The sequence below is a fragment of the Myxococcales bacterium genome, assembly GCA_016703425.1.
Taxonomy (GTDB): Bacteria; Myxococcota_A; Polyangia; order Polyangiales; family Polyangiaceae; genus JADJCA01.
The window spans coordinates 242,611-266,937 of the sequence record JADJCA010000031.1 but is presented as its reverse complement, the minus strand read 5'-3'; the positions used below and the strand labels follow the sequence as shown (position 1 = coordinate 266,937).

Sequence of the window (24,327 nt, the reverse complement as noted above, 5' to 3'; positions counted from 1 at the left end):
AACTTGGCGGGTGAGGGGGAGTAGGCGCATGTAGGTGTGGCCGGAGGTTCTCCCATGAAGATTCGAGCCGTCAGCGTCCTCGCCACCCTTCTCCTTTCCGTTTCCGTCGCCTCGGCAGCGCCGGCGAAGACAGACGCTGCCGCCACGCACGGGAAGGACTCGTCGGTGGCAAGCGCCGACCGCGGCGCGAAGGCAAGCAACAAGGCGAGCACGAAGCCGAGCACGAAGGGCGGAACCCCCAAAGCCGCGAAGGCGAAGGCGAGCAAGGTCGTGGCTGTGCCCGCGTCGCTGCTCGCCAAGCACGAGCTTGGGAAGGCGAAGCCCGCCCACGGCAAGAAGCGCGAGCCCGCGAAGGTGGCCAAGGTCGTCGGGCACGCGAGGGCCGCCAAGCACGCTGAGCCGGTGCATCACGCGGAGCCCACGGAGAACCTGCCGTCTCTTCCTGCAAGCCTTCCCGCTAGCCTCGCCGCAAGCTTGAAGCTCGGCCGCACGCTCCCGCCGCTGCGCGCCGAAGCTCCGCTCGTTCGCGAGCCGGCCGCCAAAGGCGCCATGAAGCCGTCGTGCCTGCGCCCTCCCGTTAGCTTCGTCCGCGGCAAGGAGGAGGAGGCGATCATTCTCACGCGCTGCGACGGAAGCGGCGCGCCGCTGGCCGCCGAGCGGCTCTCCGTCCTCGCGCGGGCCGGCGCCGAGCGTCCGGCCCTCACGTTGCCGGAGCTCGCGAAGAAGCAGGGCGACGTTCTCGCGCCGGGCGTGCGCCGCCTCGATGGACGCCTCGTCGAACAGATGCAGCTCGTCGTGGATCACTTTGGCAAACAAGCGCAGGCAGCGAAGAAGCCCATCAAGGTCCACCTCGTCTCGGGCTTTCGCCCGAACGCCGAAGGCAGCTTTCACGCGAACGGTCGCGCCCTCGACTTTCGCATCGACGGCGTCGACAACACCGCCATCGTGGCCTTCTGCAAGACCCTCGACGACGTGGGCTGCGGCTACTACCCGAACAGCACGTTCGTGCACATGGACGTGCGCACCGCCGGCACCGGCCACGTCTCGTGGATCGACGCGAGCGGGCCCGGCGAGTCCCCGCGTTACGTCGAGGCCTGGCCGCCGCCGAAGGGCCAGAAGCCGCGCTTCCTGGAGGCCGTCGAAGACGCCATCGCGAAGCTCGATGGCACCGCCGAGCCCTCGCCCACGGAGCGCAACATGAAGGGCGCGGCGGCGCAGCTCTTGGGAGCGCTCGAAACGACGAGCGACCGCGCCGCCGACGCACCGGCCGCGGCGCTCACCGTGTCCGCCGACGACTCTAAAGAGAACTAGTACCTCGACCCATCGATTTTGATGGGTCGAGTACGGCAAAGCGAGAACGAGACTCCCGGAACACAAACCTGTGGAAACGAGGCGGTTCGAGTAGGCCTCTCGCTCGTCGCGGGCCTACTCGAACCCGTCGACTTCAGAGTGTCCGGGTACTAACCCCAGCGGTCGAGCGCTGGGTTAGGCGCCAGCCTCCTCGACCTCTTCCGCCAACGCGAGAAGGTCGCGTGGCCGCGCCTCGGCGGGGCCCGTCATGACGTCGGCGAGCCGTCGCCACCGCGCGGTCGCGTCGGCGCCGGAGCGCAGCGCGTCTTCCACCATGCGTCCAACTCCATAGACGTCGTCGGCCACGCTGGCGAGCGCCCCGGCGAGGCGCTCCGGCGAGACGTAGCCGAGGCTGCCCGGTGGGCTCGGTTCCCCGAGGCGCCTTGCCGTTCCGAAGTCGGTCAACACGACGCCTTGGTCACGAACGAGCACGTTGCCGGGCTTGACGTCGAGATGCGCGTAGCCGTGGGCGTGCACGTGGGAGACCACACGCAAGAGGCCCGGGAGCCAAGCGAGGTCTCCCGGAGCGTCACGAAGGCGCTCTCGGAGCGAGCCGCGGTCGAAGAGCTCGAGCACCAACCAACCGCCGGCCACGTCCACATCGAAGACGCGAACGACGCCCGGGTGCGACAGCTCGGTCGCGACGCGCGCCTCGTGCAGGAGCTGCGCTCGTCCGAACGCCGCGTCGTGGTAGACCTTGAGGGCGATGCGGCGGCCGAGCTCTCGGTCCTCCGCCTCGTAGACCGCCGCCGCACCGCCACGGGCCAGCTCACGACGGAGCACGTAGGGCGTACGGACGCTCGCCGATAGCGCCGTGACATCGCGGCTCACCGTCGCGGCCGTCTTGGTCTCGTGGCCCAGCGACAGCGCCAGCCGTGCGTGCCGCTCCTTCGCGCCGGGCATGCCGAAGTCGCGGGCCAGCACGCGTTCCGTGAGCGCGAGCGCGAGCGCCGGCTCGCCGGCTTGTTCGGCGAGATCGGCCGCGAGGAGGAGCGCAGCGGGACTCGTCGCCGTACGGAGAAAGTGCCGCGCCGCGGGAAGCTCGCCGCGGTCCAGGCTCGCCTTGGCGGCGGCTGTCGCCAACGCGTCGGGCAACGGGATTTGGGCACCCGCGTCGGCTAGAGCGGCGAGGGCCGCGCCCTCGCGCGGCGTCGTTCGGAGTCGCGCAAAGATCGCCAACGCCTCCGCGGCGTCAGGGCCGTCAGGCGCGCCAAGTCGGCCGAGACGTGCCAGCTGCGCCTCTGTGGGATCGGCCGCGCGCGGCGTTGCATCCAACGAGCTCGCGGTGGGCCCGGGCGCCTCTGCCTCGCGTTCCGGCGGCTGACCGAAGAGCCGTCGCCAAAGGCTCATGCGCGGTCCACGCGCAACGACGGCTTCTCACCGCGATGCTCCGCAACACCGTCGCCTGCCAAGAGTTCGGTGGCCGCCCCGAGTGCGACCTCCCCGAAGTAGGCCGGCGTCTCGCCGCGCTTCAAGACCAGCCATCGGTCCGAGTCCACCTCGAGCGCCCAGTCACCGATGCCCACGCGAAAGGGCCCCAAGGGCGCCTCGTAGACCTCACCGGCGATCTCTAGAATGATGGTCGGCGCGTCACCGCGAGGCGAACTCGACACCGTGAGTGGCACCTCGCCGCCGAGCATGAGATCGATGCGCTCGTGGATGGCGAGCTCGACGCCGAGCCTCGCTCCGCGCAACGTCGTGCCGTTGCGACTCCCGCTGTCTTTGACGAAGGCCACGCCGTCCCGGCGAAAGAGTGTCAGGTGGACTCGACTCACCGCCGCGTGGGCGATCAAGATCTCGCCCTCGTTGCGCCCGACGCGAACGGAATCGCCAAGAACGAGCTTGCGCGCCGGGGCCTCGCCGACGGTGACGCGGACCGTCGGGCCGAGTAGCCGCCGAGCCGCCAGCGCGCGCGCCCGATCGGCGGCGTCGGAGTCGACCGGCTCGTTTCCCGCGAGCGCTTCGGCGAGGCGGAGCGCCTCCCGACGCTCGCCGCTCGCTACGAGCGATAGGACGCGCGCCTCGTCGCCCTGGCGGTCCAGCGATCGTCGCGCCGCGTCGGCATCCTTTCCCAGGAGCTCCTCCAGCTCGTCGACGGCGCCAGCGGCGACCAGGGCGCGCGCCCGCCCGTCCTCGTCGTCGGCGAGCCCGAAGGCGACGGCGGCGGCGGCCGCGTCGCCGAGCGAGAGGAGCTCTTCACCGGCGGCGCGCACGTCGTGCCGCAACGCTGCAGCGATGGCTCCGCTCTTGGCGAGCTCGACGATGAGCAACGCGCGGCGTCGCCTTGCCTCGATGCCGACGGCGCTCTCCTTAGGCGCGACGTCGACGGCGCGGCCTAAGAGGATGAGGCGCGTCTGCGGCGAAAGCTCCGCGTCGACGCGCAGAAGGAGCACGCGAGCCGCGTCGTCTCGTCGTCCCGCCTCAAGGAAGAGTTCCACCGCACGCGGGAGATCGCCGGCCAGCTCGGCCCGCCGCGCGGTGCGAGCACGTCGTTCGTTGCCCAGGAGGAAGTCAAGGAGGCCCACAATCGGCTGCGCTCGGGCCCCAAGGCCAACGACGGGACGGTATCACGGCACGGCGGCGGCCGCGGAGACGAGAGCAGCGGCCTGACAAAGCGGGCGGTGCCCTCACCGGCCGCTTGACGGGTCCCATTGATTTCAAGACGATCGGCCTACCTCATGGCCAACCAGAATCGCCTCGGCGAGCTCCTCGTCCGCGAGAAGCTCATCAGTCTTGCTCAGCTCCGCAAAGCTCAAGAGGAGCAGCAGCGCTCGGGTCAAAACCTCGGCTACACGCTGCAGAAGCTCGGGTACATCTCCGACGGGGAGATCACGAACTTCCTCTCCCAGCAATACCGCGTTCCCACGATTCAGCTTGAGGAGTACGAGGTCGACGCCGAGATCCTGAAGCTCGTCAGCCGCGATCAGTGTGAGAAGCACCGCGTGCTCCCGATCTCGCGCGCCGGCGGCTCGCTCGTCGTCGCCATGGCGGATCCGACGAACCTCAACGCCATCGACGACCTGAAGTTCCTCACGGGCTACAACATCGACCCGGTCATCGCCAGCGAGACGGCCATCGCGGCCGCCATCGAGAAGTATTACAACGCGGGCCCTTCCTACGACGAGGTGATGGCCGGTTTCGACGAAACCGAGATCGAGTTCACCGGTGAGGACGAGGGCGACCTCAACATCCTCGAGCTCGAGAAGGCGAGCGAAGACGCTCCCGTCGTTCGGCTCGTGAACATGATCTTGCTGAACGCCATCAAGAAGGGCGCCAGCGACATTCACATCGAACCCTACGAAAAGAAGCTCCGCGTCCGCTACCGCATCGACGGCGTCCTCCAGGAAGAGATGACGCCGCCGCTCAAGCTCAAGAACGCGATCGTCAGCCGTCTCAAGATCATGTCGTCGCTCGACATTGCCGAGCGACGGCTCCCGCAAGACGGTCGTATCAAGCTGAAGCTCGGCAAGGGCCGAGAGATGGACTTCCGCGTCAGCGTCCTTCCGACGCTCTGGGGCGAGAAGATCGTCATGCGCCTCCTCGACAAGGGGAACCTGCAGCTCGACATGGTCAAGCTCGGCTTCGACCCGAAGCCGCTCGAAGACTTCATGTGGGCCATCCACCAACCGTGGGGCATGGTCCTCGTCACGGGGCCCACCGGTTCGGGAAAGACGACGACGCTCTACTCCGCGCTCTCGGACCTCAACAAGATCGCTCACAACATCAGCACCGCGGAAGATCCCGTCGAGTACAACCTCCACGGCATCAACCAGGTGCAGATGCACGACGACATCGGTCTCAACTTCGCCATGTCGCTCCGCGCGTTCCTGCGGCAGGACCCCGACGTCATCATGGTCGGCGAGATTCGAGACTTCGAAACCGGTGAAATTGCCGTCAAGGCCGCGCTCACCGGCCACATGGTGCTCTCGACGCTCCACACCAACGACGCGCCAGCGACGATCTCTCGTCTGCTCAACATGGGCATCGAGCCCTTCCTCATTACAGCGAGCGTGAACCTCGTGTTGGCGCAGCGCCTCGCCCGGAAGATCTGCAAGGACTGCCCGGCGCCGCACGAGGTCGACATCAAGACGCTGCGCGACATCGGCTTCACGGAAGAGCAGATCGCCGAGGCGCCGTCGAAGCTCATGAAGGGGACCGGCTGCAAGACGTGCAACGGCACCGGGTACAAGGGCCGCGTCGCACTCTACGAGGTCATGCGCTTCGGCGACGACTTGAAGCAGATGGTCCTCCAGGGGGCGCCCACCGCCGAGCTCAAGCTCGCCGCCATCAAGGGCGGCATGTCATCGCTGCGCATGAGCGGCATCAAGAAGGTCCTCGAGGGGACGACGACCACGGAAGAGATCGTCCGTGTGACCATGGCCGATTGACGCCTCGTGACCTGAACCAGCGCCGTCCTTTCTCACGGAGAACTCGCCATGTCGGAACCGCAGAGCCAGCTCAAGGTCAACCTCCACCAGCTGCTCAAGGCCATGATCGAGAAGGGCGCGAGCGACATGCACATCACGACGGGGGCGCCGCCGCTCCTGCGCATCGATGGCTCCGTCGTGCCGCTGAAGCTGCCGCCGCTCTCGGGCCAGGACACGAAACAACTCTGCTACGAGAGCCTCACGGAGGAGCAGAAGACGACCTTCGAGAAGCACAACGAGATCGACCTCTCCTTCGCTGTGAAGGGCCTCTCTCGCTTCCGCGCCAACGTCTTCACGCAACGCGACACGGTGGCGGGCGCCTTCCGCACCATTCCCTTCAAGATCCTCACCTTCGATGAGCTGGGCCTCCCGCAGGTGGTCTCCGACCTGTCCAACAAGCCCAGCGGCCTCGTCCTCGTGACCGGTCCGACGGGCTCCGGGAAGTCAACGACGCTCGCCTCCATGATCGACAAGATCAACAGCGAGCAGCGCCTTCACATCATGACCATCGAGGACCCTATCGAGTACATGCACCACCACAAGCTGAGCGTGGTGAATCAGCGTGAGGTCGGCGCCGATACCGAGTCCTTCAAGGTCGCCCTGAAGTACGTCCTCCGGCAGGACCCGGACGTGGTGCTCATCGGAGAAATGCGTGACCTCGAGACCATCGAGGCCGCCATGACCATCAGCGAGACGGGTCACCTCGTCTTCGCGACGCTCCACACCAACAGCTGCATCTCGACCGTCAACCGCGTCATCGACGTGTTTCCGCCGCACCAGCAGCAGCAGGTCCGGACAAAGCTGTCCTTCGTCCTTCAGGGCGTATTGAGCCAGCAGCTGATCCCGCGCATGGGCCAACCGGGGCGCGCCCTGGCGCTGGAGGTCATGATCCCCAACGCGGCCATTCGAAACCTCATCCGCGAGGACAAGGTTCACCAGGTCTACTCCGTCATGCAGGTCGGCCAGGGCACCTCGGGCATGCAGACGCTCAACCAGTCGCTCTACTCGCTCTACTCGCGGCGCATGATCTCCGTCGAGGAAGCGCTGAGTCGCTCCGCCGAGGTCGACGAGCTCAAGATGATGATCGAGGGGCGCACGGCTATGGGCACGTTGCGAAAGTAGGCGTCGGCGTCTGAGTGCGCGCCGCGGCTACTTGGCTTTCGGCGCGCCCTTGAGGCCGAGCGCTTGCGCCGCCGTGACGACGTCGGGGTTCATCAGGCCCTGCTTGAGGAGTGGTTCCACAAAAGGCCCCCCGCGCTTCTTGTCCTTCATGGCGCCGAGCGCAGCGGCGATGGGGATGCGCATCGGCGCCGGCGACGACTCGGGTGCTGGCTCGAGGCTCGCGGCGCGGCCCCTCGCTTCATCGACCTTCCCACTCGTGGCGACGGCGAAGGCGCCGAGCCAGCTGGCGAGGGGACCCGCCGCGGGGCCCGCCTTGCCCAACATCGGGCCTACGTCGGCGGCGTGGCCACGCGCGGCCAGCACAAATGCGCGTTCGGTGATCGAGCGCAGGGTCGGCGTCGCGCCGCTCAGCGCCAACAGGCTCAGCGCTTCCGCGTCGTCGAGCCGCGCCTGGTAACGCGCGAGCCGCGCGAGGCGCAGGGCCCGCAGCGCGGGAACCTTGTCGGCGCTGGTCTGCGCGAGCCAGCGGTTGCCGATGGCGGAGGCTGCGTCGAGGTTGCCCGTGTCGAGCGCCACGTCCATGGCGACAATGTCGCTCCACAGATCCTCGGCGGTGGCGCGCGCGACGATCTTCGCCGCCGGCAGATCGGCACGACCTGCGAGCGCACCTTGCGCGAGCGTCACCGCCGAGAGCCCGGGTAGCGCGCGCCGGTCCGCCGGCAGCGCCTCGCGGGCCCTCGCCAAGCCGTCGGCGTCGGCGCGTTCGTAGCTCACCACGGCGCGCGCCACGGCGACGTCGACGGAGCTAGCGTCGAGCTCCTCGGTAGCCTTGAGGGCTTCGTCGAGGCGACCGCCTTGAAGCGCGACGCGCGCCGCCAGCACGCGCGCTCGCGGGTAGAGCGCCGAATATGCGACGGCCGTGAGCGCCCCTTTGCGCGCGAGCGCGTCGTCCTCCGCTTCCAAGGCGAGGAAGCCGAGCCAACTCGCCACGCCCGGACCGTCGCTGGCCGCGAGCCCCTTCTTGATGGCGTCACGAGCTTCCGGGAGGGCCGGCTTCTCGAGGGCAACGCGGGCGGCGACGGCGTGCGGAACGGCGAGTAGCGTGAGCGGGAGCGCCTCGGTGATGGAGCCGAGGGCGACCACTTCCGGGGGCACCTTGGGTTTGGATGGGTCTCTCGCCCAAAGCAGCGCTGCCAAGGCGACGCCTTCCGGTCGGTCCTGGTGACGGGCGCGAAACTGCGCCACGAGCTCGGCCGCCCGTCCCCGCTCGCCCTCGACGATCTCGTAGCGAATGAGGGCCACTTGCGCCGGGACGAGCTCCGGGGCGAGTTTGACGGCCGCCGAGTAGCGCTCGCGCGCCCTCGCGTCGCCGAGTCGTTCGAGGCAAACGCCCGCGAGCAGCTCGTAATACGGATCCTTCTTCGACGCCTCGTCGTGTTTCGCCAAGAGGGAGACTGCGCCCGCGTTGTCGTTCTGGAAGAGGTAAGACGCGAGCTGCGTGAACGCTAAGTCGCGGTCGGGGATGCCCACGGCGCGGGCCCGCGAGGTGGCATCCTCAAAGGTCACGTCCTGACCGCCGCGCAAGACTCCGACCATGGCGCGCTCGCGCGCCCAGGCGAGCGCCGCGCGCGGTGAGCGCGAATCGAGCTCGAAGGCCTTCGCGAAGGATTTTTCGAGGTCCGGCAAGCGCGACGGACGGCCGTCCAGCAAGCCATTCTCGATCTCCGCCATGAGCGCCTCGGCGGCTGCCTTGCGCATGGTGCGCTGCTGCTCGACGTATCGATAGGTGAAGGCCGCGCCACCGACGAAGAGGACCGTGGCGACGGCGAGGAGCCAGGTTCCGCGCTTGCTCCCGGCGCGCGGGGGCTTCGTCCATTCAGCCTTCGCGTTTGGGTCGTGGCTGCGTTCGAAGACGCCCGTCAGCGCCAAGGCGTCGAGCAGCTCGCGAGGTTTTGGCGGTGCGGCGGTGCGCGTCGTCGTCGTGGGCGACTCGAAGGCTGCGCCGCGATCTTTGCGAGGCCCCATCGCGAGGTCGAACGTGAGCGACTCCTCGACACCGGGCCCGGGGCCCGCGAGCGGCTCGTCGAACATGAACGCGGCGGGCGCCTTGGGCATGCCGTCGGGGGTACGTCCCGCCGCAGGGGGCGCGCTTCGAACGAGGTTGTCGCCGGTGGCGAGCGACGGTGGTGGGCCTCGGCGCACCGGAGGCGGCGGCAGCGAGCCGGGCCGCACCGGGAGCGCCGCGGTGGCGGGGCCAGACGGAGGCCTCATGGCGGCCGTTCGCTGCGCGACCGGCGGGAGGCGAACGGAGGTCGGCGGATCGTCGTCCAGCACATCGCTGGAATCGAGTCGCAGGGCCTGCGGATCGCGCTCTGCGACCGGCATTGTGGGCTCGCTCGCGGGTTCGACCCGCTCGCCGATCTCGCTGGAAGCCGCCGGCTCGCTCCGCTCAACTTCCGCCGCGACGGCGCGCGGGCCGAGCTTGCCCTGCATCGCCTTGTACACGCGCGCGCGGTCGAGCCAGAGGCGCGTCGCCGCGTCCGTCGCGCCGAGCTGCATGGCGCGCTCCAAGACCTTCTCCGCGCGGTCCGCGTCGCCGCGGCGCAGAAGGACTTCACCGAGGAGCCGATAGACGAGCGGCTCGCGCGGCGCGACGCGGCCTGCGGTCACCAGCAGGGTCTGCGCGTCGGCGTGGAGCTGCGCGCTCATGTACATGCGCGCCACCGCCAGCAAAACCGTGAGGTCGCTCCCGAGCTTGTGGGTGGCGAAGGCTCCGACTTCCTGAATCAGGGTGGCATAGAGGGGCCCACGCACAGCGTTCGCCAGCGCGACCGTGTTAGCCGCGTCGGGGTCACGCTTCCAGCGGAGGGAAAGCTCGGTGACAGGGGCCGACATGCGGAAGGGCTCGAAGTGTATCGCATTCGCGCAGGAATCACCTTGAAACCGGTGTTTCGGTGCGACCCTACCGGGTGGCTAAAAACCTGAGGTTCGGTCGCGGCATCGTGGTGCGGTCGCCACCGAATCGAATGGCCGTTCGGCCCCCATCGGTCCCGAGGACCTCGACGATGGCGCCCTCAGGGATGGGCCCGCCCTGCCGTCCACGCGTCAAGGCCGTCGACTCACCGCTCAGGACGACGGCCCAGGTGCGCGCCGCGGCTTCCGAGCGCTCGCGCGCGCACGCCGCCGCCACGACCGAGAGCGGAACGAAGGCCGAGACCAGCACGACGCCGGCGATGCGGAATCGTCGCGAGACGCTGTCGCTATGGCCGCTGCGCCGGGCCGTCGCGGCGCCCGCCCCGGTGGCCATGAGCGACAACAGGATCGCGAGCGTCGCCCAGGTGCGTTCTTCGAAGAGCCCAACGAGGGTTTCGCCGAAGGAGCGACTCTCGAGCTCGACGGCCTCGGCGCGCGCACGCTGCCGGGCGATTTCCGCGCGAACGACCTGGATGGCGTCACGCGCGCTGGCGCGAACGGTCGCGTCGGTCGTGAGTCGTCGGGCCTCCTCGAAGCCGTGGATGGCTCGTCCCAGATCGCCCGGTTGGGCGCCGCCGAGGCGAACACGTTCGGCGTAGGCGAGCCCGCGATTGAAGCTCGCGTTCGCATCCACGACGCCGCGATCGGCGAGCTTCTCGAGCTCCGAAATGGCGATCTCGGGCTTTCCCTGGTCGAGGGCCTTTGCGGCAGCGTCGAAGCCCTCCGCCCTCACGGCCTCCGCTCTCGCCGACGCGGGAGTCACGAGGGCCAAAAGCAAGACCGACACCGCCACTGGCCCCGGACCGCCGCTGGTCCGCGCTCGCGGTAGGCCCTCGACGAGGGAGCGCAGCGCCCTGATGCGCTCCGCGGTCGCCTCCGCTGAGGCACCGCCCGGCGAAAAGCGCGCGACCTCGGCTTCCCGGAGCAGCGCTACGATGGTCTTCGCCGCCTGCGCGTCGACGCCGCCCGCGGCCAACGTCGACTCGAAGCGGTCGAGGTCTACGCCTGCGAGGCGCGTGCCGGTACGCAGCTCAAGGGCCAACTCCACTTGGCGCCGCATGGCCGCATCGGCAGCGCGGGCGTCGCCATCCTTCAGCGCACGATCGACCTCGGCGCGGGCTGCGCGCTCGCGCGTTTTCGGGTCATCCTTGGTCGCTTCACGGTGGGCCGTGAGGCGCCTTCGCGCGCGAAGCGCCCCGGCGACGACGAGCCCCAAGGCCGGCGGGCCGAGCCACAACGAGTAGAAGAGGCCGCGCCGCGAGCCGGCGTGCCCCGCGCTCGCGGGCGCGCCTGACGTCAGAGGCTTCGGCAGCCCCTCCAAGAGCGCTCGCGGCGCATCGTCCTTCGACGCCGCGCCGCGGATGGTCAACGCCCCGAGGGCGGCGCGCGCGGTCTCGTATTTTCCCGCCTCGGCGTCGAAGAACGGCAACGAAATTTCGCCGAGATCGACCTGGCCCGGCTCGCGCGCGCGGACAACCCACGTGAACGTCCGCGAGCCGCCCACGACGCCCTCGGCGTTCGCGGCGACAGCGGCGCGTTGCTCCGGCGGCAGCCACTCGACGGCCTTGCGCGGTGGAGGCACGAGGGCGCCCGGGAGATTGCCGGTGCCTTCCAGTGTGACCTCGACGGTGACGACGCCGCCGACCTCGGTCTCCCGCGGCGTCACCGTGGCCGAGAGGCGCATGCGCCCCACGTCCCCGAGTGCGTAGCCCGGTGGCCTGCCGGTGGCCGGTGGCTCGGTGACGTCGATCGTCAGCCGCTCGCTCTCCCTGGGGCTCGGCGTGGAGCGTCCGTTCGCCACGCGCAAATGCATCGGTTGAATCGTCAACCGTCCGCTTCGCAACGGAAAGAGCGCGTGTCGCCGCAGGAGCTTGACGGTGTAGAGGTGCCCCTCGAGGGTCGTGTGTCCGAGGGCCTTGGGCGCCAGCTCTTCGGGCAAGACGGGGATGCGGAGGAAGTCCTTGGTCCCGGCCTCGTGCACGTCGTCGTAGCGCGGCTCTTGTTGCTCAGCGTCGACGAAGAGATAGACGGAGTAGGTGAGCTGTTCGCCGACCACAGCCTTGGGCTTGTCGACGCGAGCGTGAAGGAACTCGAGCTTCCCGCGCGGCGCCGTCACGAACGCGAGCGACGGATCGCTTCGGAACATCGGTCGTCCGCCCCGCATGAAGTCGTCGGCGTCAAAGTCGTCCATGAGCCCCTTGAAGGGATCCTTGAAGTCCTTGAACGGATCGCCGAAGGGATCGAGCGGCTGGCGTCGGGGGGGCGGCGGCGGCGGCGCCTTGCTGGGCGGGACGACGCGCAGCGTGAGCGGTTTCGCCGAGACGCGGAGTCCAGCGACCATCGCGCTGGGACGAATCGTCTTGGTGCCCAGCTTCTCCGGTGTGAGAGTCCACTCGACCGTCAGGCCACGCTTCTCCGACTTGACGCCGTTGACGATGCGGATCGAGTGGGTGGGCCTCTCGGTGACTTTCTCCGCGCGCACGCTCGCCGGAGCGCCCGGCTCGGCCTGCTCGACGGCCGCGCCGTCGGAGCTTGCCATCAACGACAGGCGCACGGGGCTCCCAAGGCCGACGATGTCTTGGCTGAGCTCGGCGCGAAGCTCGGGGCCGGCGAGAGCCCAGGGCGACACCAAAAGGCACGCCACGACGTTCATCCATCGAAGGAAGGCGAAGACGGTCCGGCGCGTCGACGCGGGCTTCATTTGTCAGCCGAGCCTCGCACTTTTCGACTCTGCGCCGCGCGTCGCGAGAGCTCGTGCTGCAAGAGGGGCGCTCGCTCGAGGGCGTCGAGCACACGCTCGTCGGGCGTAGCGGTCGTTGGCTCCGGCTTCTCGGGCGCTCCCGAGCTCCCTCCGTCGCTTTCCGGGGGCTTTGGCTCCTCGTTCTCGTCCTTGCCGCCGGCGTCGCCGCCTTGCCCCGAGCCGCTGTCTTTTCCGCCGCCACCGTCCTTGGACGAGCCGCCGCTGTCATTGCCTGCGTCGCTGCCGCCGTCCTTGCCGCCCGCCTCCGGCGCGCCGCCGCCGCCGTCGGCGTCACCAGGGGGGCCGGCGTCCTTCTTCTCCTCGATGCGACGCAGCGCGACGGCGCGGTTCCACGCGGCGTCGCGGCCGATGGAGTCGCCTCCATCCGGCACTCCGGGCACGAGCAAAAGCGCCTGCTCGTAGCTCTTCACGGCCTCGGCGTAGTTTTCAGCGAAGAAATGGAGATTGCCCTGGAGGTAGTGCGCACGTGCCCGAAGCATCACGCTCGTGTCCTTGCCGTCGATGACGGCCCGGAGCACGAGGCTCGCGCACGACGTGGCTTCACCAAACGGCTTGGGCACGTTGTCGCGGGGCCTGACGCCAGTCTCGTCGAGACGCCCGCCGAACTGTTCGGCGATGGCGAAGAGGGCGAGGCTCAAGTCGAAGGTCGCCTCGCGCCGCTCGAGGAGCAAGGGCGGCGTGCCGATGGCGCCCTCGTTGCACACGCCGGTCCCGAGGTACTTGGCGAGCCCTTCCGTTGCGGCGCGCGCATCACCCGCGTCGTACGACTCGATGGCGCGCTGAACCGTCGGTGAGTCGCGCTCGAAGGGCGCGCTCGGATCCCAACGCGAGCAAGCCACGAGGCCCAAGGTCACGATGGCCGTGCCGACGGCGACGAGCTGCCGATGACGCCGGCTCACGACGTGACCTCCGCGCGTGGCTGCACAGGCGCGTCAACCGGCGGCGCGGGCTTCTTCTTCCCGTCGTCGCTTCGCGGCGAGCGCCGGCGGCGAGGCGTCTCGAAGATCACGACCTCCGCCAGCAGCAGGAGCAGCGCCAAGGCGAGCGGCGTCGTGTAGGCCTCGCCGTAGACCGTCTCGACGCGCTCCGAGAGCTCTTCCTTCACGGAACGTGACAGATTGCGCGCGATCTTGTCGATGCCCGTTTGACCACGCTCGGCGCGAATGAGAACGCCGCCTCCCTCCCGAGCGATGGACTCGAGCTGCGCCTCGCCGGCCGCCGAAAGCTGCGTGACGAGAGGCTTGCCGCTCTCGTCGCGTCGCGGGCCGACGACGCGACCATCGGGGCCGACGTCGGGGATCACTTCGGGGGCCCGCCCGCCGATCTGCACCACGTCGACGCGCGTGCCATCGGCCGCCGCGGCGCGCGCGGCGACGACCGGATCGCCCTCGAGATCTTCGCCATCGGTCACCAGCACGATAACGCGCGCGTGTCCCTTCGCGCGCGTGTCGCGGGCGAGGATCTCGCGCGCTCGCTCGATGGCGCGGGCCGTCGCCGTGCCGCCGACGGGCATGTCGTTAGGCTCGAGCTGTCGGAAGAACTGTGCGATGGCCGCGCCGTCGCCCGTGAGCGGGAAGCTGATGGGCTCGCCAGCGAAGGCGACGGCGCCGAAGCGCGCGCCGGGAAGTGACGTGACCAAACGGCTCACCTCGGCTTTGGCGCGCACGATGCGACTCGGCGCTACGTCGCGGGCGTACATGCTCTTGGAGAAGTCCAGGACCACGATGACGTCGAGCGCTCGAGCGGGAATGAGTCGCGTGCCCCGTCCGTATTGAGGACGCGCCACCGCGAACAGCACGAGGGCCATGGCGAGAACCAGAAGCGCGCCCTTGGCGGCGCGGCGTCCCGCGGCGTCGAAAGTGACGAGCTTCGAGACGAGGGCCGGCTCCCCGAAGCGGCGCTCGGCGCGCGTTCGCCGGACGGAGGCAAGCACGAGCGCCGCGATGAGACCGGCCACCAGCAGCACCGCCACGAGAGGGAGGAGAATCCACGGAAACGACAGGAGATCGTGACCGAACCTCACGGGAACCTCCGGAGGACGAGCGCCCGGAGCGCGGCCTCGAAGACCACGAGGAGCGCGGCGGGCCAGAGGAAGAACGGAAAGAGCTCCTCGGTGTTCGTCTGCGCGGCTTCGATGCGCGTCTTCTCAAGACGATTCAGGATCGCGTGCATGCTCTCTTCAAGGCCCTTGCGATCGTTGGCCACGAACGACTCGCCGCCCGTGTCGGTGCTCATCTTCTTGAGGAGCGCCGGGTTCACAGGGTAGCGACGTCGCACGTACCGCGGCTGACCGAAGAGGTCCGAGCCCTCCTCGACCTCGACGTCGTCGCCGTTTCCGATCTGCACGGTGTAGATGAGTACGCCATGCTTCGAGGCGAGCTCCGCCGCATACTCCGGCGACACGGAGCCGGCGTTCGAGTCGCCGTCGGTGAGCAGGATGGCGACCTTCGAGCGAGCCGTCGAGCGCCGGAGCCGCGCGACCCCGGCGCCCACCGCGTCGCCGATGGCGGTTCCATTCCCATCGATGAGGTCGAGCTCCATGCGCGAGACGAGCGTCGACAAGAGCGAGTAGTCGAGCGTCGGCGGCGAAAGCACATAGGCGGCCTTGCCGAAGACGACGACGCCGATGCGATCGGTCTTCCGCTTGGCGATGAAATCGAGGATGACGTCCTTGGCGGTCGAGAGGCGCGTCGGGCGCTTGGCGCCTTTCTGCGTCGCCGGCGTTCCGTCCATGACGGCGCGCATCGAGCCCGAGAGGTCGAGCACGATGGCGATGTCGATGCCGAGCTCGTCGGCGGTGTCGACGCGCTCGAGGTTCTGCGGGCGGGCGAGCGCGACGATGGCAAAGATCAGCGCGGCCGCACGCACCATGCCAGGAACGTCGCGGAGGCGAGCCCGAAGCCCTCGCGGCCCCGCAAGGAGGGGCAAGAGGAGTGGGACGCGTAGGCGTGGGCTCCGCTGCTCGGCGCCGAGGGTCGCCGCGTAGAGCGCAAAGGGAATCGCGACCAGCAGAAGGAGCCACAGCGGGTTGGCGAAGCGGAGCGACTGCCAGTCGGCGCCGCGCGCGACGACGGGAACCGCCGCGCCGAGCAACAAGAACCCCGACGTCCCGCCGATGACCCCAAGGATGCGCAGCGCGAGGGCAGCTCGATGCGAGGTGGACGTCGGCGCCTTCATCGCGCGTGGCTCCCCGGCGGCGTAGGTGGCGAGCTCGTGTGTGCCGCGGCCCGCGGTGGCGCGGGCGCGGGCATGGGCGCCATCATCGTGGACCGCACGATGGCCTCCGCGACGTCCAACATCCGGACGCAGTCGTCGGGCGGTGGCAGAACGTTGGCGAACTTGACGAGGTCAGTGGTCTCGAGGAGCCGGTCGATCTCAGGGATGGGGATCGAGTCCATCCGGAGCAAAGTCAACGAGTGCCGAATCTCTGCCGTCGTCGACTCGATGCCCTCGAAGCCGTAGCGCGCGCCCAAGTACTCACGCAGGACGTCGCTGACGCGGTCCACGTATTCGCGGCGCTGCCCGCGCTCCAAGAGGCCACTGGCCTTGAGTTCGGCGAAATGGGCGAGGGCGGATTCCCACGGAGGACGTCGCGGCGGGGGCGGTGCCTGCAACCGGGCGCGCTTCGCCAAACGCGTGGCCACGTAGGCGGCGATGGCGGCGACGACGACGATGACGGCGAGCACGAAGAGGAAGATGCGGAGCGCCGTGAAGTCTTCCCGTTGCGGCAAGGGCGCCGGGTTCGGTTGCGGCTTGGCTTCGGCGACGTTGGCAATGGGATCCTCGACGATGATCGGATGCGGCGCCGTGCAGACCGTCATCAGCTCGCCGCTGGCTCGCGCGATGGAGACCGGCAGCGGCGGAAGCACCAACGCGGCGCGGCCTGGTGCTGGAGGCAAGAGGACGAGCGGGATCTCTACGAGCGTCTCGGAGCGGTCCCTCGCGGCGTCGAACGACGCGGTGCCAACGCGGATGGGCGCTCCGCCATCTTGGTCGGGTAGCGCAAAACCCGCCGCGCGAAGGTCGGCGAGGGCCTTGTCCGCCGCCTCCGTCCGGAGCGAGCCGGTGACGACGACCTCGCCTTTGCCGTGTTCGACCTTGATGCGGAGCACGGCCTCGTGACCGCTCGTGCCCCGGTCCGGCAGCGAGTCCTTGAGGAGCGGGCGCGTCGCGCCCTCGGGGACGGCGTCCGCACAGGTCGTCATCGCGCGGCCCTTCGTGCGCGCCTTTGGAAGAGCTCGCGGAGTGGCTTCACCGGCACGCCGTCGGTGCGAATTTCGACCGAGTCGATGCCGAGTCGGCGAATCGTCTGGTTGCGACGCTCGACGAGCTTGCGCATCTCGGCCGCGTAGGCCGCGCGTACTCGGGCGTCGCTCGTGTCGACGACGACGCTCATGCCCGTTTCGAGATCTTCGAAGGTCGCGAGGCCGACGTCGGGCATCTCGGTGTCGCGGACGTCGGTCAACACGACGGCGATGAGGTCGTGCTTCAAGGCCGCCAGCGCCAGCGCCTGCTCGTAGCCCTCGGCAAAGAAGTCGCTGATGAGGAAGGCGACGCTGCGGCGGCGCGCTACGCGAACGAGCGCTTCAAGAGCCGACGAGAGATCCGTTCGTGCCCCAAGCGGCACGTGGCCGACATCGACCGCGTGACGGCGCGCGGCCCTCCGCTCCTTGTGCACCGCGGGAATGCCTTCGGTCTCTCCGCTCCCCGCGACGTCGAAGCCCAAGATCTCACGGACCACGCGCATCACGTGCTTCTCGCCACGTTTCGGGGGCACCATTCGTTCGACCTTGTCAGTCGACAAGATGAGACCGACGCGGTCCCCGTTGTGAATGGCGCTGAAGGCGACGAGCGCGGAGACCTCTGACGCGACGCGCGCCTTGTCGGCGCGCTTCGAGCCAAAACGTTCGCTCGCCGACATGTCGACGACGAGCATCACCGTCATCTCTCGCTCTTCCGAGAAGACCTTCACGAACGGCTCGTTCATGCGCGCCGAGACGTTCCAGTCGATGGTGCGAACGTCGTCGCCGCGCTGATAGGGGCGCACCTCGCGGAACGCGAGCCCTTGACCCTTGAAGCTCGAGGCGTAGTTGCCCGTGAGGTTCTCGTTCGCAAGACGAGCGGTGTGGATCTCGATGGATCGTAGCTGGGCGAGCAGCTCCTTCGGGATCATCAGAAGACCTCAGGGCACCGGAACGACCTCGAACACCCGCCGCACCACCTGCTCCGCCGTGATCTGCTCGGCGTCGGCCTCGTAGGTCAAAACGACACGGTGGCGCAACACGTCGAGGCCGATGGCCTTGACGTCATCGGGCGTCACGTACCCGCGGTGTCGGAGGAACGCGTGGGCGCGAGCCGCCATGTTGAGCGCGATGGTGGCGCGTGGGGAGGCGCCGTACTCGACGAGCGGCGCGATCTCTTTCATGCCGAAGGACTTCGGATCGCGCGTCGCGAAGACGACGTCCACGATGTAGTCCTTCACGCGATCGTCGACGTACATCTGGCTGATGACCTTCGCGGCGTTCGTGAGGTCTTGCGGCTTGACGACGGCGGTCGCGCGCGGCGGTTCGGTGCCGGCGGTGCGGTCCATGATGCGTCGCTCTTCTTCGCGCGACGGGTATGTGACCTTCACCATGAGCATGAAGCGATCGATCTGCGCTTCCGGTAGCGGGTACGTGCCCTCCTGCTCGATGGGATTCTGGGTCGCCATGACGATGAACGGCGCTGGCAGCGGATAGGTCTTCTCGCCGATGGTGACCTGCCGCTCCTGCATCGCCTCGAGGAGCGCGCTTTGGACCTTGGCGGGGGCGCGGTTGATCTCGTCGGCGAGGACGAGGTTCGCGAAGATCGGGCCGAGCTTCGACGAGAACTCGGCCTTCTGCGGGTTGTAGATCACCGTGCCAATCACGTCGGCGGGGAGCAGGTCAGGCGTGAATTGAACGCGGGCAAACTTGGCCGAAATGGCGTCGCACAGCGTTCGAACCGTCAGCGTTTTCGCGAGACCGGGGACGCCTTCGAGCAGCACGTGACCGCCCGTCAGCATGCCGATCAAGATGCGCTCGATCATGTAGGTCTGGCCGACGATGACGCGGCCGACCTCGGCGAAGAGCCGATCGATGAAGGCGCTCTCCCGCGCCACAAGCTCGTTGAGGGACCGAACGTCGTACATGACGGGCTCCCCGTGTAACACAGCTAGCCGGGAGCGAGGAGGCCCTCGCGCGAAGCGCCCGCGCCGGCGGGATCGCGGGGGCCCACCCCTCTCGCCGTCTCTCAGTTCACTTTCGGGTACGGAGCACAGAGCACCGATTGGACCGCACCCTTGATGCTGTCGGAGAGCGAGAGCTGGCCGGCGACGACCTTTTCGATCTCGAAGACGCCGCCGAAGGTCGCCTTCGGGATCGGGTCGGCCCCCTTGTAGGGTACGAACCAGCCCGCCGAGACGTCATCGGCTTCGTTGGGCCCGCCGCGCTGTGCCGCGAAGGAGAAGACTCGCACCTGCTCGTTCTTCAGCTTCGTCACCGTCTCGGCGTAGTTCCGCTGGACCGCGATACCATCAGCCGTCGTCGGCCCTTCCCAGAAGGTGTCGTCGGTCGTGTGGATGACCACCCGAAGGCTGCCCGGACGCCAGGCAAACGTCGACGCCGCGCCGTAGATGGCGTCGAGGCTGTTTTCGGGCCACGTGCTGTTCTGTTCGGGATTGTCGAGCTGGCTGTTCTGATACGTGAGCTTCGCCCAGCGCTCAAACTCGGCGCGGAGCGTGGGCACGTTGGCGAAGGGCTGCCCGTTGTTCAGGATCTTGGTCTCGTCGACGAAGACGGCGAGTCCGTAATACGGCGCGGCGCCGGGGCTCATGGCCATCAGGGCGCTGTCGACGACGGAGATCTCCTGCGCCAGCTTCGTCAGGAACGGTCCCATCGAGCTGGAGACGTCCATGACAAAAACGATGTCGATGTTCTGAACGCACGCCGCGCCAGTCGTCGGCGCGGTGGACACGGTCTCTGGGCGTTCGATGGTCGGTGCGCCACCGGTCGCGCCCCCTAAGGCACCGGGGCCGGTGCGCTCCGTCCCCGAGCAGGCGGCGAGGAGCGAGAGTGCAGCGAAGAGGGGCCAGCGTCGACGGTTCATGGGCGGGTCCTCGCGGAGTGATGAGCGTGGCGGTACGAAACGGACCGCGAGCGCGGATTGGCGTACGGGCTGAAGGCCCCCCCGTGCAATGTTGTGGTGCAACGAGACCTGCGAGAGACAGTTGTCTCGTCGATAAAAGCGACTCTCGCTCTCCCAACAGCGACCGAAGGAAGGAACCCATGCTCACGCCGCCGAAACTCCGCCCCTACCGGCTTTCGAACAAGCGCGTCGTAGGACAGCATCGGATCTTCCGCGTCGAGCAGCAGGACGTTCACTCGGCCGACGGCTTGCCGCTTCGCGACGTGTTCACCTTCGCCTGCGCCGATTGGTGCAACGTGGTTGCGGTGACGCCCGAGCGTGAGCTCGTGCTCGTTTGGCAGTATCGCTTCGGGACCGAAGTGCTCGAGCTCGAGACGCCCGGCGGCACGGTTGACGAGGGCGAAGACCCGGCCACCACGGCGGCCCGCGAGCTGCGTGAAGAAACGGGGTACGAGGCCGAGCGTATCGAGTCTTTGGGGGTCGTTTCACCGAACCCCGCGATTCAGGGAAATCGCTGCCACCTGTTCTTGGCGACGGGATGTCGCAAGACGAGCGAGACCGACTTCGACGAGCTCGAGGAGCTCGAGGTCGCGCTCGTTCCGGAGGCCTACACGGCGCGCCTCATCGACGAGGGCACCGTGCGCCACGCCATCGCCGTGGTGGCTCTCGAGCGATTTCTACGCCGCCGCTAGAATTGCGCGCCGGTGAGAACGGGAACCGAGGGGACTAATTTCGGCCGAGGCTAGCGCCGAGGTCAGGGCGTGCCAGAGCGGCTCGCGTACCCATGCCGCAGCATCGGATCTTCCTCTACGCCATCGACGCCGGTTCATCGGACGACGCTCGAGAGTGCGAGGCGCCCTCCTCGCGTGACCTCGCTCGCGAGCTCTTGCGTTTTGGTCAGCACCGCGCCCCTTCGCAGGTCGACGTCGTGGACCCGCGAGACGCCGCAAAAGACGTGCACGCTGCGTAGGCGCGGTTCATACCGCCGCGCGGCGCGTGGCGCATGTATGATCGGCCCATGCCGCGGTTGAGCGTTGCGCTTCTCTGGCTCGTCGTTGGGTGCAGCTCCGAAACCACCGAGCCAAGCGCGGCCGCCGCCGAACAGGGCGTGGGAGCCAAGATCGAAGTCAGCGATGACCCGAAGCCCCTCTCGACGAACCCCGGTGACGATCTCTGTCGCATCAAACTGACAGCCGGCGGACCTTTCGTTCTCTCGGAGCTTTCCGTGACGATTCAGTTTGGTCCCGGCACGCCGGCCACCTTCACAGAGCTGTCCTTCGTCGACGACGCCAACAAGAACCAGAAGCTCGACGTGGGAGAGACGTTCCTCGTGGGAGAAGGCGGCTCGAGTCCCTTCGGTGAAGGCTACGCCTCGCAGAGCGCCACGGTGTCGGTCGTGCGCGGCGGCAAGGTCATCGCCACGGGCCGTTGGGACGTGAAGAACTGACTCTTTCGCGTCTGTCGCGACTTAGCGCAGCGGGTCGCCCCGAATCTCGAGTGCCACGCAGTCGTCGGCCTCGCAAAGCCGCGCCTCGGAGAGGGCTTCCGCGATGCACGCGCCACCGCGCGGACTTGGACTCGCTGCGTGAACCGCCAAGGGGCACCCTTGGCCGCTCAATCGAATGCGGTATTCGCCGGGCGTGCAGCGTTCCGTCGCCGCGGCGAGCCACCCCTCGGCGGCGCACGGGCGAGAGCGACATCGCTTTGCGTCGACGGTGTCGATGGCGACGAGGCTCGGCTCGGCGCCGAGGTCGCACGTCGCTCCGGCCGCGAGCGAGGGCGCGGGGCTGGCCGGCGAAGCACCGCCGTCGGCTTCGGCATCAGTGGCCGCGCGCGCCGCGGGCGGCTCGGATTCGGACAAGATCCGGCCGCCACAAGAGCTGACGCTTATGGCGAGGAGCAGCAGCCGTCGCACCATCCCCCGCCTATGGCCGCGGCTCGTCCGATCCGTCACCAGCCCCGTCAGTCGACGCTCAAGACGACCTTTCCGAAGACGTCTCGGCTCTCGAGCGCGGCGTGCGCCTTTGGCGCCTCCCACAAGGACAGTGTCTCTCCGACGACGGGACGCAGCCTCCGCGCCGCTACCAGCTCCAAGATCGGAAAGAGATCGCCCTTTGGGCCCATCGTCGATCCGAGGACCGAGACCTGGCGGAAGAAGATCTGGCGAAGGTCCATCGTCGGCGTGAAGCCAGCGGTGGCCCCGCACGTGATGACGCGGCCGCCCCATCGGGCTGCCAAGATGCTCTTCTCGAAAACCTCGCCGCCAACGTGCTCGATGACGACGTCGACGCCCCGCTTGCTCGTGAGCGACTTGCACTCTGCAAGGAAGTCTTGCTCGCGGTAGTTGATGACCTCGTCGGCGCCGAGCGCCTTGGCGCGCCGGCACTTCTCGTCGGAGCCGGCCGTCGCGATGACGCGCGCCCCCATGAGCTTGGCGATCTGGATGGCGGCGCTCCCGACGCCGCTGCCGCCGGCCTGAACCAGGACCGTTTGGCCCGCCGAGACCTCTGCCTTGCGCACGACCATTTGCCAGGCCGTGAGGAAGACCAAGGGGACGGCGCTCGCTTCTTCAAAGGTGAGGCCGTCGGGGAAGGGGAGGAGGTTCGCATCGGGGACGTTGAGGTGGCGCCCGTAGCCGCCTTGCGTGTTCTCGCCGAGGATGGCGTAGCGCGGGCACAGGTTGTCTTGGCCGCTCAAACAGCGCGCGCATGCGCCGCAGGAGACGCCAGGGTTGACGACGACGCGCTGCCCGAGCACCGCGGAGACGCCGCGCGCACCGGGCCCCAGTGCGTCAACCTCTCCCACGATGTCCGAGCCGAGCCGATGCGGGTACGTGAGCTTGAGGTTGGGCAGACCTTTCCGAACCCACAGGTCGAGCCGGTTCAGCGCGACGGCGCGTACGCGAACCCGCACCTCGCGCGGCCCCGGCTCTGGCAGGTCGACGGTCTGGCGCTCCAAGACTTCCGGGCCGCCGTGTTTCGACAGCGCCATCACTTCGGTTTTCATGGGTCCTTGTCTCGCGGGCCTGCGTGCTGCTTGAGCGTTGAAACGAGAATCGGGCGACTAGGCCAAAAGCTCGGTTCCGCCCGCCTTCGAGCGCTCGTCGGGCGCGACCGCGTGGGACAGCGCCAGCGTTTGAACCAGCATGGTCTGGTAGACGAGGTGCACGTCATCGACGTCCACGTCTTCGCCGCTAGCGGCCTCTTCTAAGGCCGCCTCCAAGTGCAAGTGAACGAACGCCATGATGCCCGGCTGCTCATGGGCGACGACGTCTTCAAGATCGAGCGGTTCGGTGGGAGCCCGTGCGCGAAGCTCTTCCTCAAGCGACAACGAATCGACGGTCGCCTTGAGCGCGTCCGTGCTGACGGCCTCGAGCCGCTCCCCGAAGGCCCGCTCGAAGGCCATGAAGATCACGATCGACAGAAAGGAGCCCAACGCCGTGGCGGTCTCGTCGAGGGGGCGATCCAAGACGTCGCCCACGTGACGCGCCAGCTCGACCTGGCGCTCCTCGAAGCGATCGAAGGCTGCATCGAGGATGGCATCGGCGCGCTCCCCGGCGCGCGACAGCTCGTTCTCGATGCCATCGAGGACCGCTCGATCGACGACCGCGAAGGGCGGCACGGGCCGCATGGCAATGGGGCGAGCCCACACGCCGGCGAGGTTACCGCAAAGCTGGAGCAAAATCCGGTTCCGCCGCCGGCGAGAGGACCGAAGCGGTCCTCATCAGACGAGTCGCGAGCCCTTTCACGCGCTATAGTCCGCCGCCTCATGGATCTCCCTCGGCTGCGCCAGCTCCTCGAACGCGTCCGCGATGGCTCGGCCTCCGTCGATGACGCGGCCTCCGAGCTGCGCGCGCTTCCCTTCGCCGACCTCGGCTACGCGACCGTCGATCACCATCGCGCTCTCCGCCAGGGCGTGCCCGAGGTCGTCCTTGGCCAGGGAAAGACCGCCGAACAGATCATTGGCATCAGCCGTGAGCTCGCGACGAGCGGCCAAAACGTCCTCGTGACGCGGATCGACGGCGAGAAGGCCAAGGCGCTCGTCGCGGCGATTCCCGGGTTTCGCCACGTAGAGCTCCCGCGGCTGTGCATCCTCGAGCAAGCTCCGATTCCCGCGCTGGCCCCGAAGGCAGGGCCCGTCGTGCTTATCAGCGCCGGCACGAGCGACCTACCGGTCGCGGAAGAATGCGGCGAGACGCTGCGCTTGCTCGGTGGCCGGATTGAGCGCGTCTACGACGTCGGCGTGGCCGGCATCCACCGACTGCTCCACAAGCGAGAGACACTCGAGCGTGCCTCCGTCGTGGTGGTCGTGGCGGGGATGGAGGGGGCGCTGCCGAGCGTCGTCGGCGGCCTCGTCCGTGTGCCCGTCATCGCGGTTCCGACCTCCGTCGGCTATGGCGCTGCGCTTGAGGGCTTCACCGCGCTCATGTGCATGCTCACGAGCTGCGCGTCGGGCATCACCGTGGTGAACATCGACAACGGCTTCGGGGCTGCCTTCGCTACGGCGCGCATCCTTCGCGGAGGCGAGTGA

General features: G+C 68.4%; 21 protein-coding genes. 7 read left to right on the top strand and 14 right to left on the bottom strand.

Going from position 1 to position 24,327, the window contains the following annotated elements; genetic code table 11:
- Positions 1 to 54: 54 nt before the first annotated feature.
- Positions 55 to 1,311, top strand: coding sequence for a DUF882 domain-containing protein (locus IPG50_39545; protein MBK6698236.1), 1,257 nt, complete (start codon positions 55 to 57; stop codon positions 1,309 to 1,311).
- A 174-nt stretch (positions 1,312 to 1,485) separates the two neighbouring features.
- On the opposite strand, the gene IPG50_39540 is transcribed toward IPG50_39545, so the two are convergent.
- Both IPG50_39540 and IPG50_39535 read right to left on the bottom strand, forming a co-directional pair.
- Entirely contained in the window at positions 1,486 to 2,700 is a 1,215-nt protein-coding gene (locus tag IPG50_39540) for a serine/threonine protein kinase (protein MBK6698235.1), read from the bottom strand.
- Positions 2,697 to 3,788 carry an FHA domain-containing protein gene (locus IPG50_39535; protein MBK6698234.1) on the bottom strand — a complete coding sequence of 364 codons (1,092 nt, stop codon included), beginning with the start codon at positions 3,786 to 3,788 and terminating at the stop codon, positions 2,697 to 2,699. Before IPG50_39535 ends, IPG50_39540 begins: the two co-directional genes overlap by 4 nt.
- A 240-nt stretch (positions 3,789 to 4,028) precedes the next feature.
- On the opposite strand from IPG50_39535, the gene pilB reads away from it, so the two are divergent.
- Positions 4,029 to 5,738 (top strand): type IV-A pilus assembly ATPase PilB, encoded by a 1,710-nt coding sequence (gene pilB, locus IPG50_39530; protein MBK6698233.1) that lies wholly within the window; start codon positions 4,029 to 4,031, stop codon positions 5,736 to 5,738.
- Between the two features lie 48 nt (positions 5,739 to 5,786).
- Positions 5,787 to 6,899, top strand: coding sequence for a type IV pilus twitching motility protein PilT (locus IPG50_39525; GenBank protein MBK6698232.1), 1,113 nt, complete (start codon positions 5,787 to 5,789; stop codon positions 6,897 to 6,899).
- A gap of 27 nt (positions 6,900 to 6,926) precedes the next feature.
- Here the strand turns inward: IPG50_39525 and IPG50_39520 are convergent, their stop codons facing one another.
- The 9 genes from IPG50_39520 to IPG50_39480 all read right to left on the bottom strand — a co-directional run bounded on the left by IPG50_39520 (position 6,927) and on the right by IPG50_39480 (position 19,758).
- Positions 6,927 to 9,794: a hypothetical protein gene (locus tag IPG50_39520; protein MBK6698231.1), complete on the bottom strand. Its 2,868-nt coding sequence runs from the start codon at positions 9,792 to 9,794 to the stop codon at positions 6,927 to 6,929.
- 67 nt (positions 9,795 to 9,861) lie between these two features.
- Positions 9,862 to 12,573, bottom strand: a complete 2,712-nt coding sequence (locus IPG50_39515) for a BatD family protein (protein ID MBK6698230.1) — start codon at positions 12,571 to 12,573, stop codon at positions 9,862 to 9,864.
- Positions 12,570 to 13,532, bottom strand: coding sequence for a tetratricopeptide repeat protein (locus IPG50_39510; protein MBK6698229.1), 963 nt, complete (start codon positions 13,530 to 13,532; stop codon positions 12,570 to 12,572). The genes IPG50_39515 and IPG50_39510 overlap by 4 nt, the downstream gene beginning before the upstream one ends.
- Complete coding sequence (locus IPG50_39505; GenBank protein MBK6698228.1) at positions 13,529 to 14,620, bottom strand: VWA domain-containing protein; 1,092 nt, start codon at positions 14,618 to 14,620, stop codon at positions 13,529 to 13,531. The genes IPG50_39510 and IPG50_39505 overlap by 4 nt, the downstream gene beginning before the upstream one ends.
- A gap of 32 nt (positions 14,621 to 14,652) precedes the next feature.
- Positions 14,653 to 15,810 carry a VWA domain-containing protein gene (locus tag IPG50_39500; protein ID MBK6698227.1) on the bottom strand — a complete coding sequence of 386 codons (1,158 nt, stop codon included), beginning with the start codon at positions 15,808 to 15,810 and terminating at the stop codon, positions 14,653 to 14,655.
- Entirely contained in the window at positions 15,807 to 16,838 is a 1,032-nt protein-coding gene (locus tag IPG50_39495) for a hypothetical protein (protein ID MBK6698226.1), read from the bottom strand. Before IPG50_39495 ends, IPG50_39500 begins: the two co-directional genes overlap by 4 nt.
- A complete protein-coding gene (locus IPG50_39490; GenBank protein ID MBK6698225.1) occupies positions 16,835 to 17,806 on the bottom strand; it encodes a DUF58 domain-containing protein in 972 nt (323 codons plus the stop codon). The genes IPG50_39495 and IPG50_39490 overlap by 4 nt, the downstream gene beginning before the upstream one ends.
- 9 nt (positions 17,807 to 17,815) lie before the next feature.
- Positions 17,816 to 18,802: a MoxR family ATPase gene (locus IPG50_39485; protein ID MBK6698224.1), complete on the bottom strand. Its 987-nt coding sequence runs from the start codon at positions 18,800 to 18,802 to the stop codon at positions 17,816 to 17,818.
- Positions 18,803 to 18,903: 101 nt separating this feature from the next.
- Positions 18,904 to 19,758 carry a VWA domain-containing protein gene (locus IPG50_39480; protein MBK6698223.1) on the bottom strand — a complete coding sequence of 285 codons (855 nt, stop codon included), beginning with the start codon at positions 19,756 to 19,758 and terminating at the stop codon, positions 18,904 to 18,906.
- 179 nt (positions 19,759 to 19,937) lie between these two features.
- Here IPG50_39480 and IPG50_39475 point away from each other — a divergent pair, with 179 nt between their 5' ends.
- The 3 genes from IPG50_39475 to IPG50_39465 all read left to right on the top strand — a co-directional run bounded on the left by IPG50_39475 (position 19,938) and on the right by IPG50_39465 (position 21,244).
- Positions 19,938 to 20,489: an NUDIX domain-containing protein gene (locus IPG50_39475; GenBank protein ID MBK6698222.1), complete on the top strand. Its 552-nt coding sequence runs from the start codon at positions 19,938 to 19,940 to the stop codon at positions 20,487 to 20,489.
- A 92-nt stretch (positions 20,490 to 20,581) separates the two neighbouring features.
- On the top strand, positions 20,582 to 20,767 hold the full coding sequence (locus tag IPG50_39470) for a hypothetical protein (GenBank protein MBK6698221.1): 186 nt from the start codon (positions 20,582 to 20,584) through the stop codon (positions 20,765 to 20,767).
- Positions 20,768 to 20,815: 48 nt separating this feature from the next.
- Positions 20,816 to 21,244 (top strand): hypothetical protein, encoded by a 429-nt coding sequence (locus IPG50_39465; protein ID MBK6698220.1) that lies wholly within the window; start codon positions 20,816 to 20,818, stop codon positions 21,242 to 21,244.
- A 21-nt stretch (positions 21,245 to 21,265) separates the two neighbouring features.
- Here the strand turns inward: IPG50_39465 and IPG50_39460 are convergent, their stop codons facing one another.
- The 3 genes from IPG50_39460 to IPG50_39450 all read right to left on the bottom strand — a co-directional run bounded on the left by IPG50_39460 (position 21,266) and on the right by IPG50_39450 (position 23,427).
- On the bottom strand, positions 21,266 to 21,715 hold the full coding sequence (locus IPG50_39460; GenBank protein ID MBK6698219.1) for a hypothetical protein: 450 nt from the start codon (positions 21,713 to 21,715) through the stop codon (positions 21,266 to 21,268).
- A 44-nt stretch (positions 21,716 to 21,759) separates the two neighbouring features.
- Entirely contained in the window at positions 21,760 to 22,788 is a 1,029-nt protein-coding gene (locus tag IPG50_39455) for a zinc-binding dehydrogenase (protein ID MBK6698218.1), read from the bottom strand.
- Positions 22,789 to 22,860: 72 nt separating this feature from the next.
- Positions 22,861 to 23,427 (bottom strand): hypothetical protein, encoded by a 567-nt coding sequence (locus tag IPG50_39450; protein MBK6698217.1) that lies wholly within the window; start codon positions 23,425 to 23,427, stop codon positions 22,861 to 22,863.
- 138 nt (positions 23,428 to 23,565) lie between these two features.
- Between IPG50_39450 and larB the strand changes: the two genes are divergently transcribed.
- Positions 23,566 to 24,327 carry a nickel pincer cofactor biosynthesis protein LarB gene (larB, locus tag IPG50_39445; protein MBK6698216.1) on the top strand — a complete coding sequence of 254 codons (762 nt, stop codon included), beginning with the start codon at positions 23,566 to 23,568 and terminating at the stop codon, positions 24,325 to 24,327.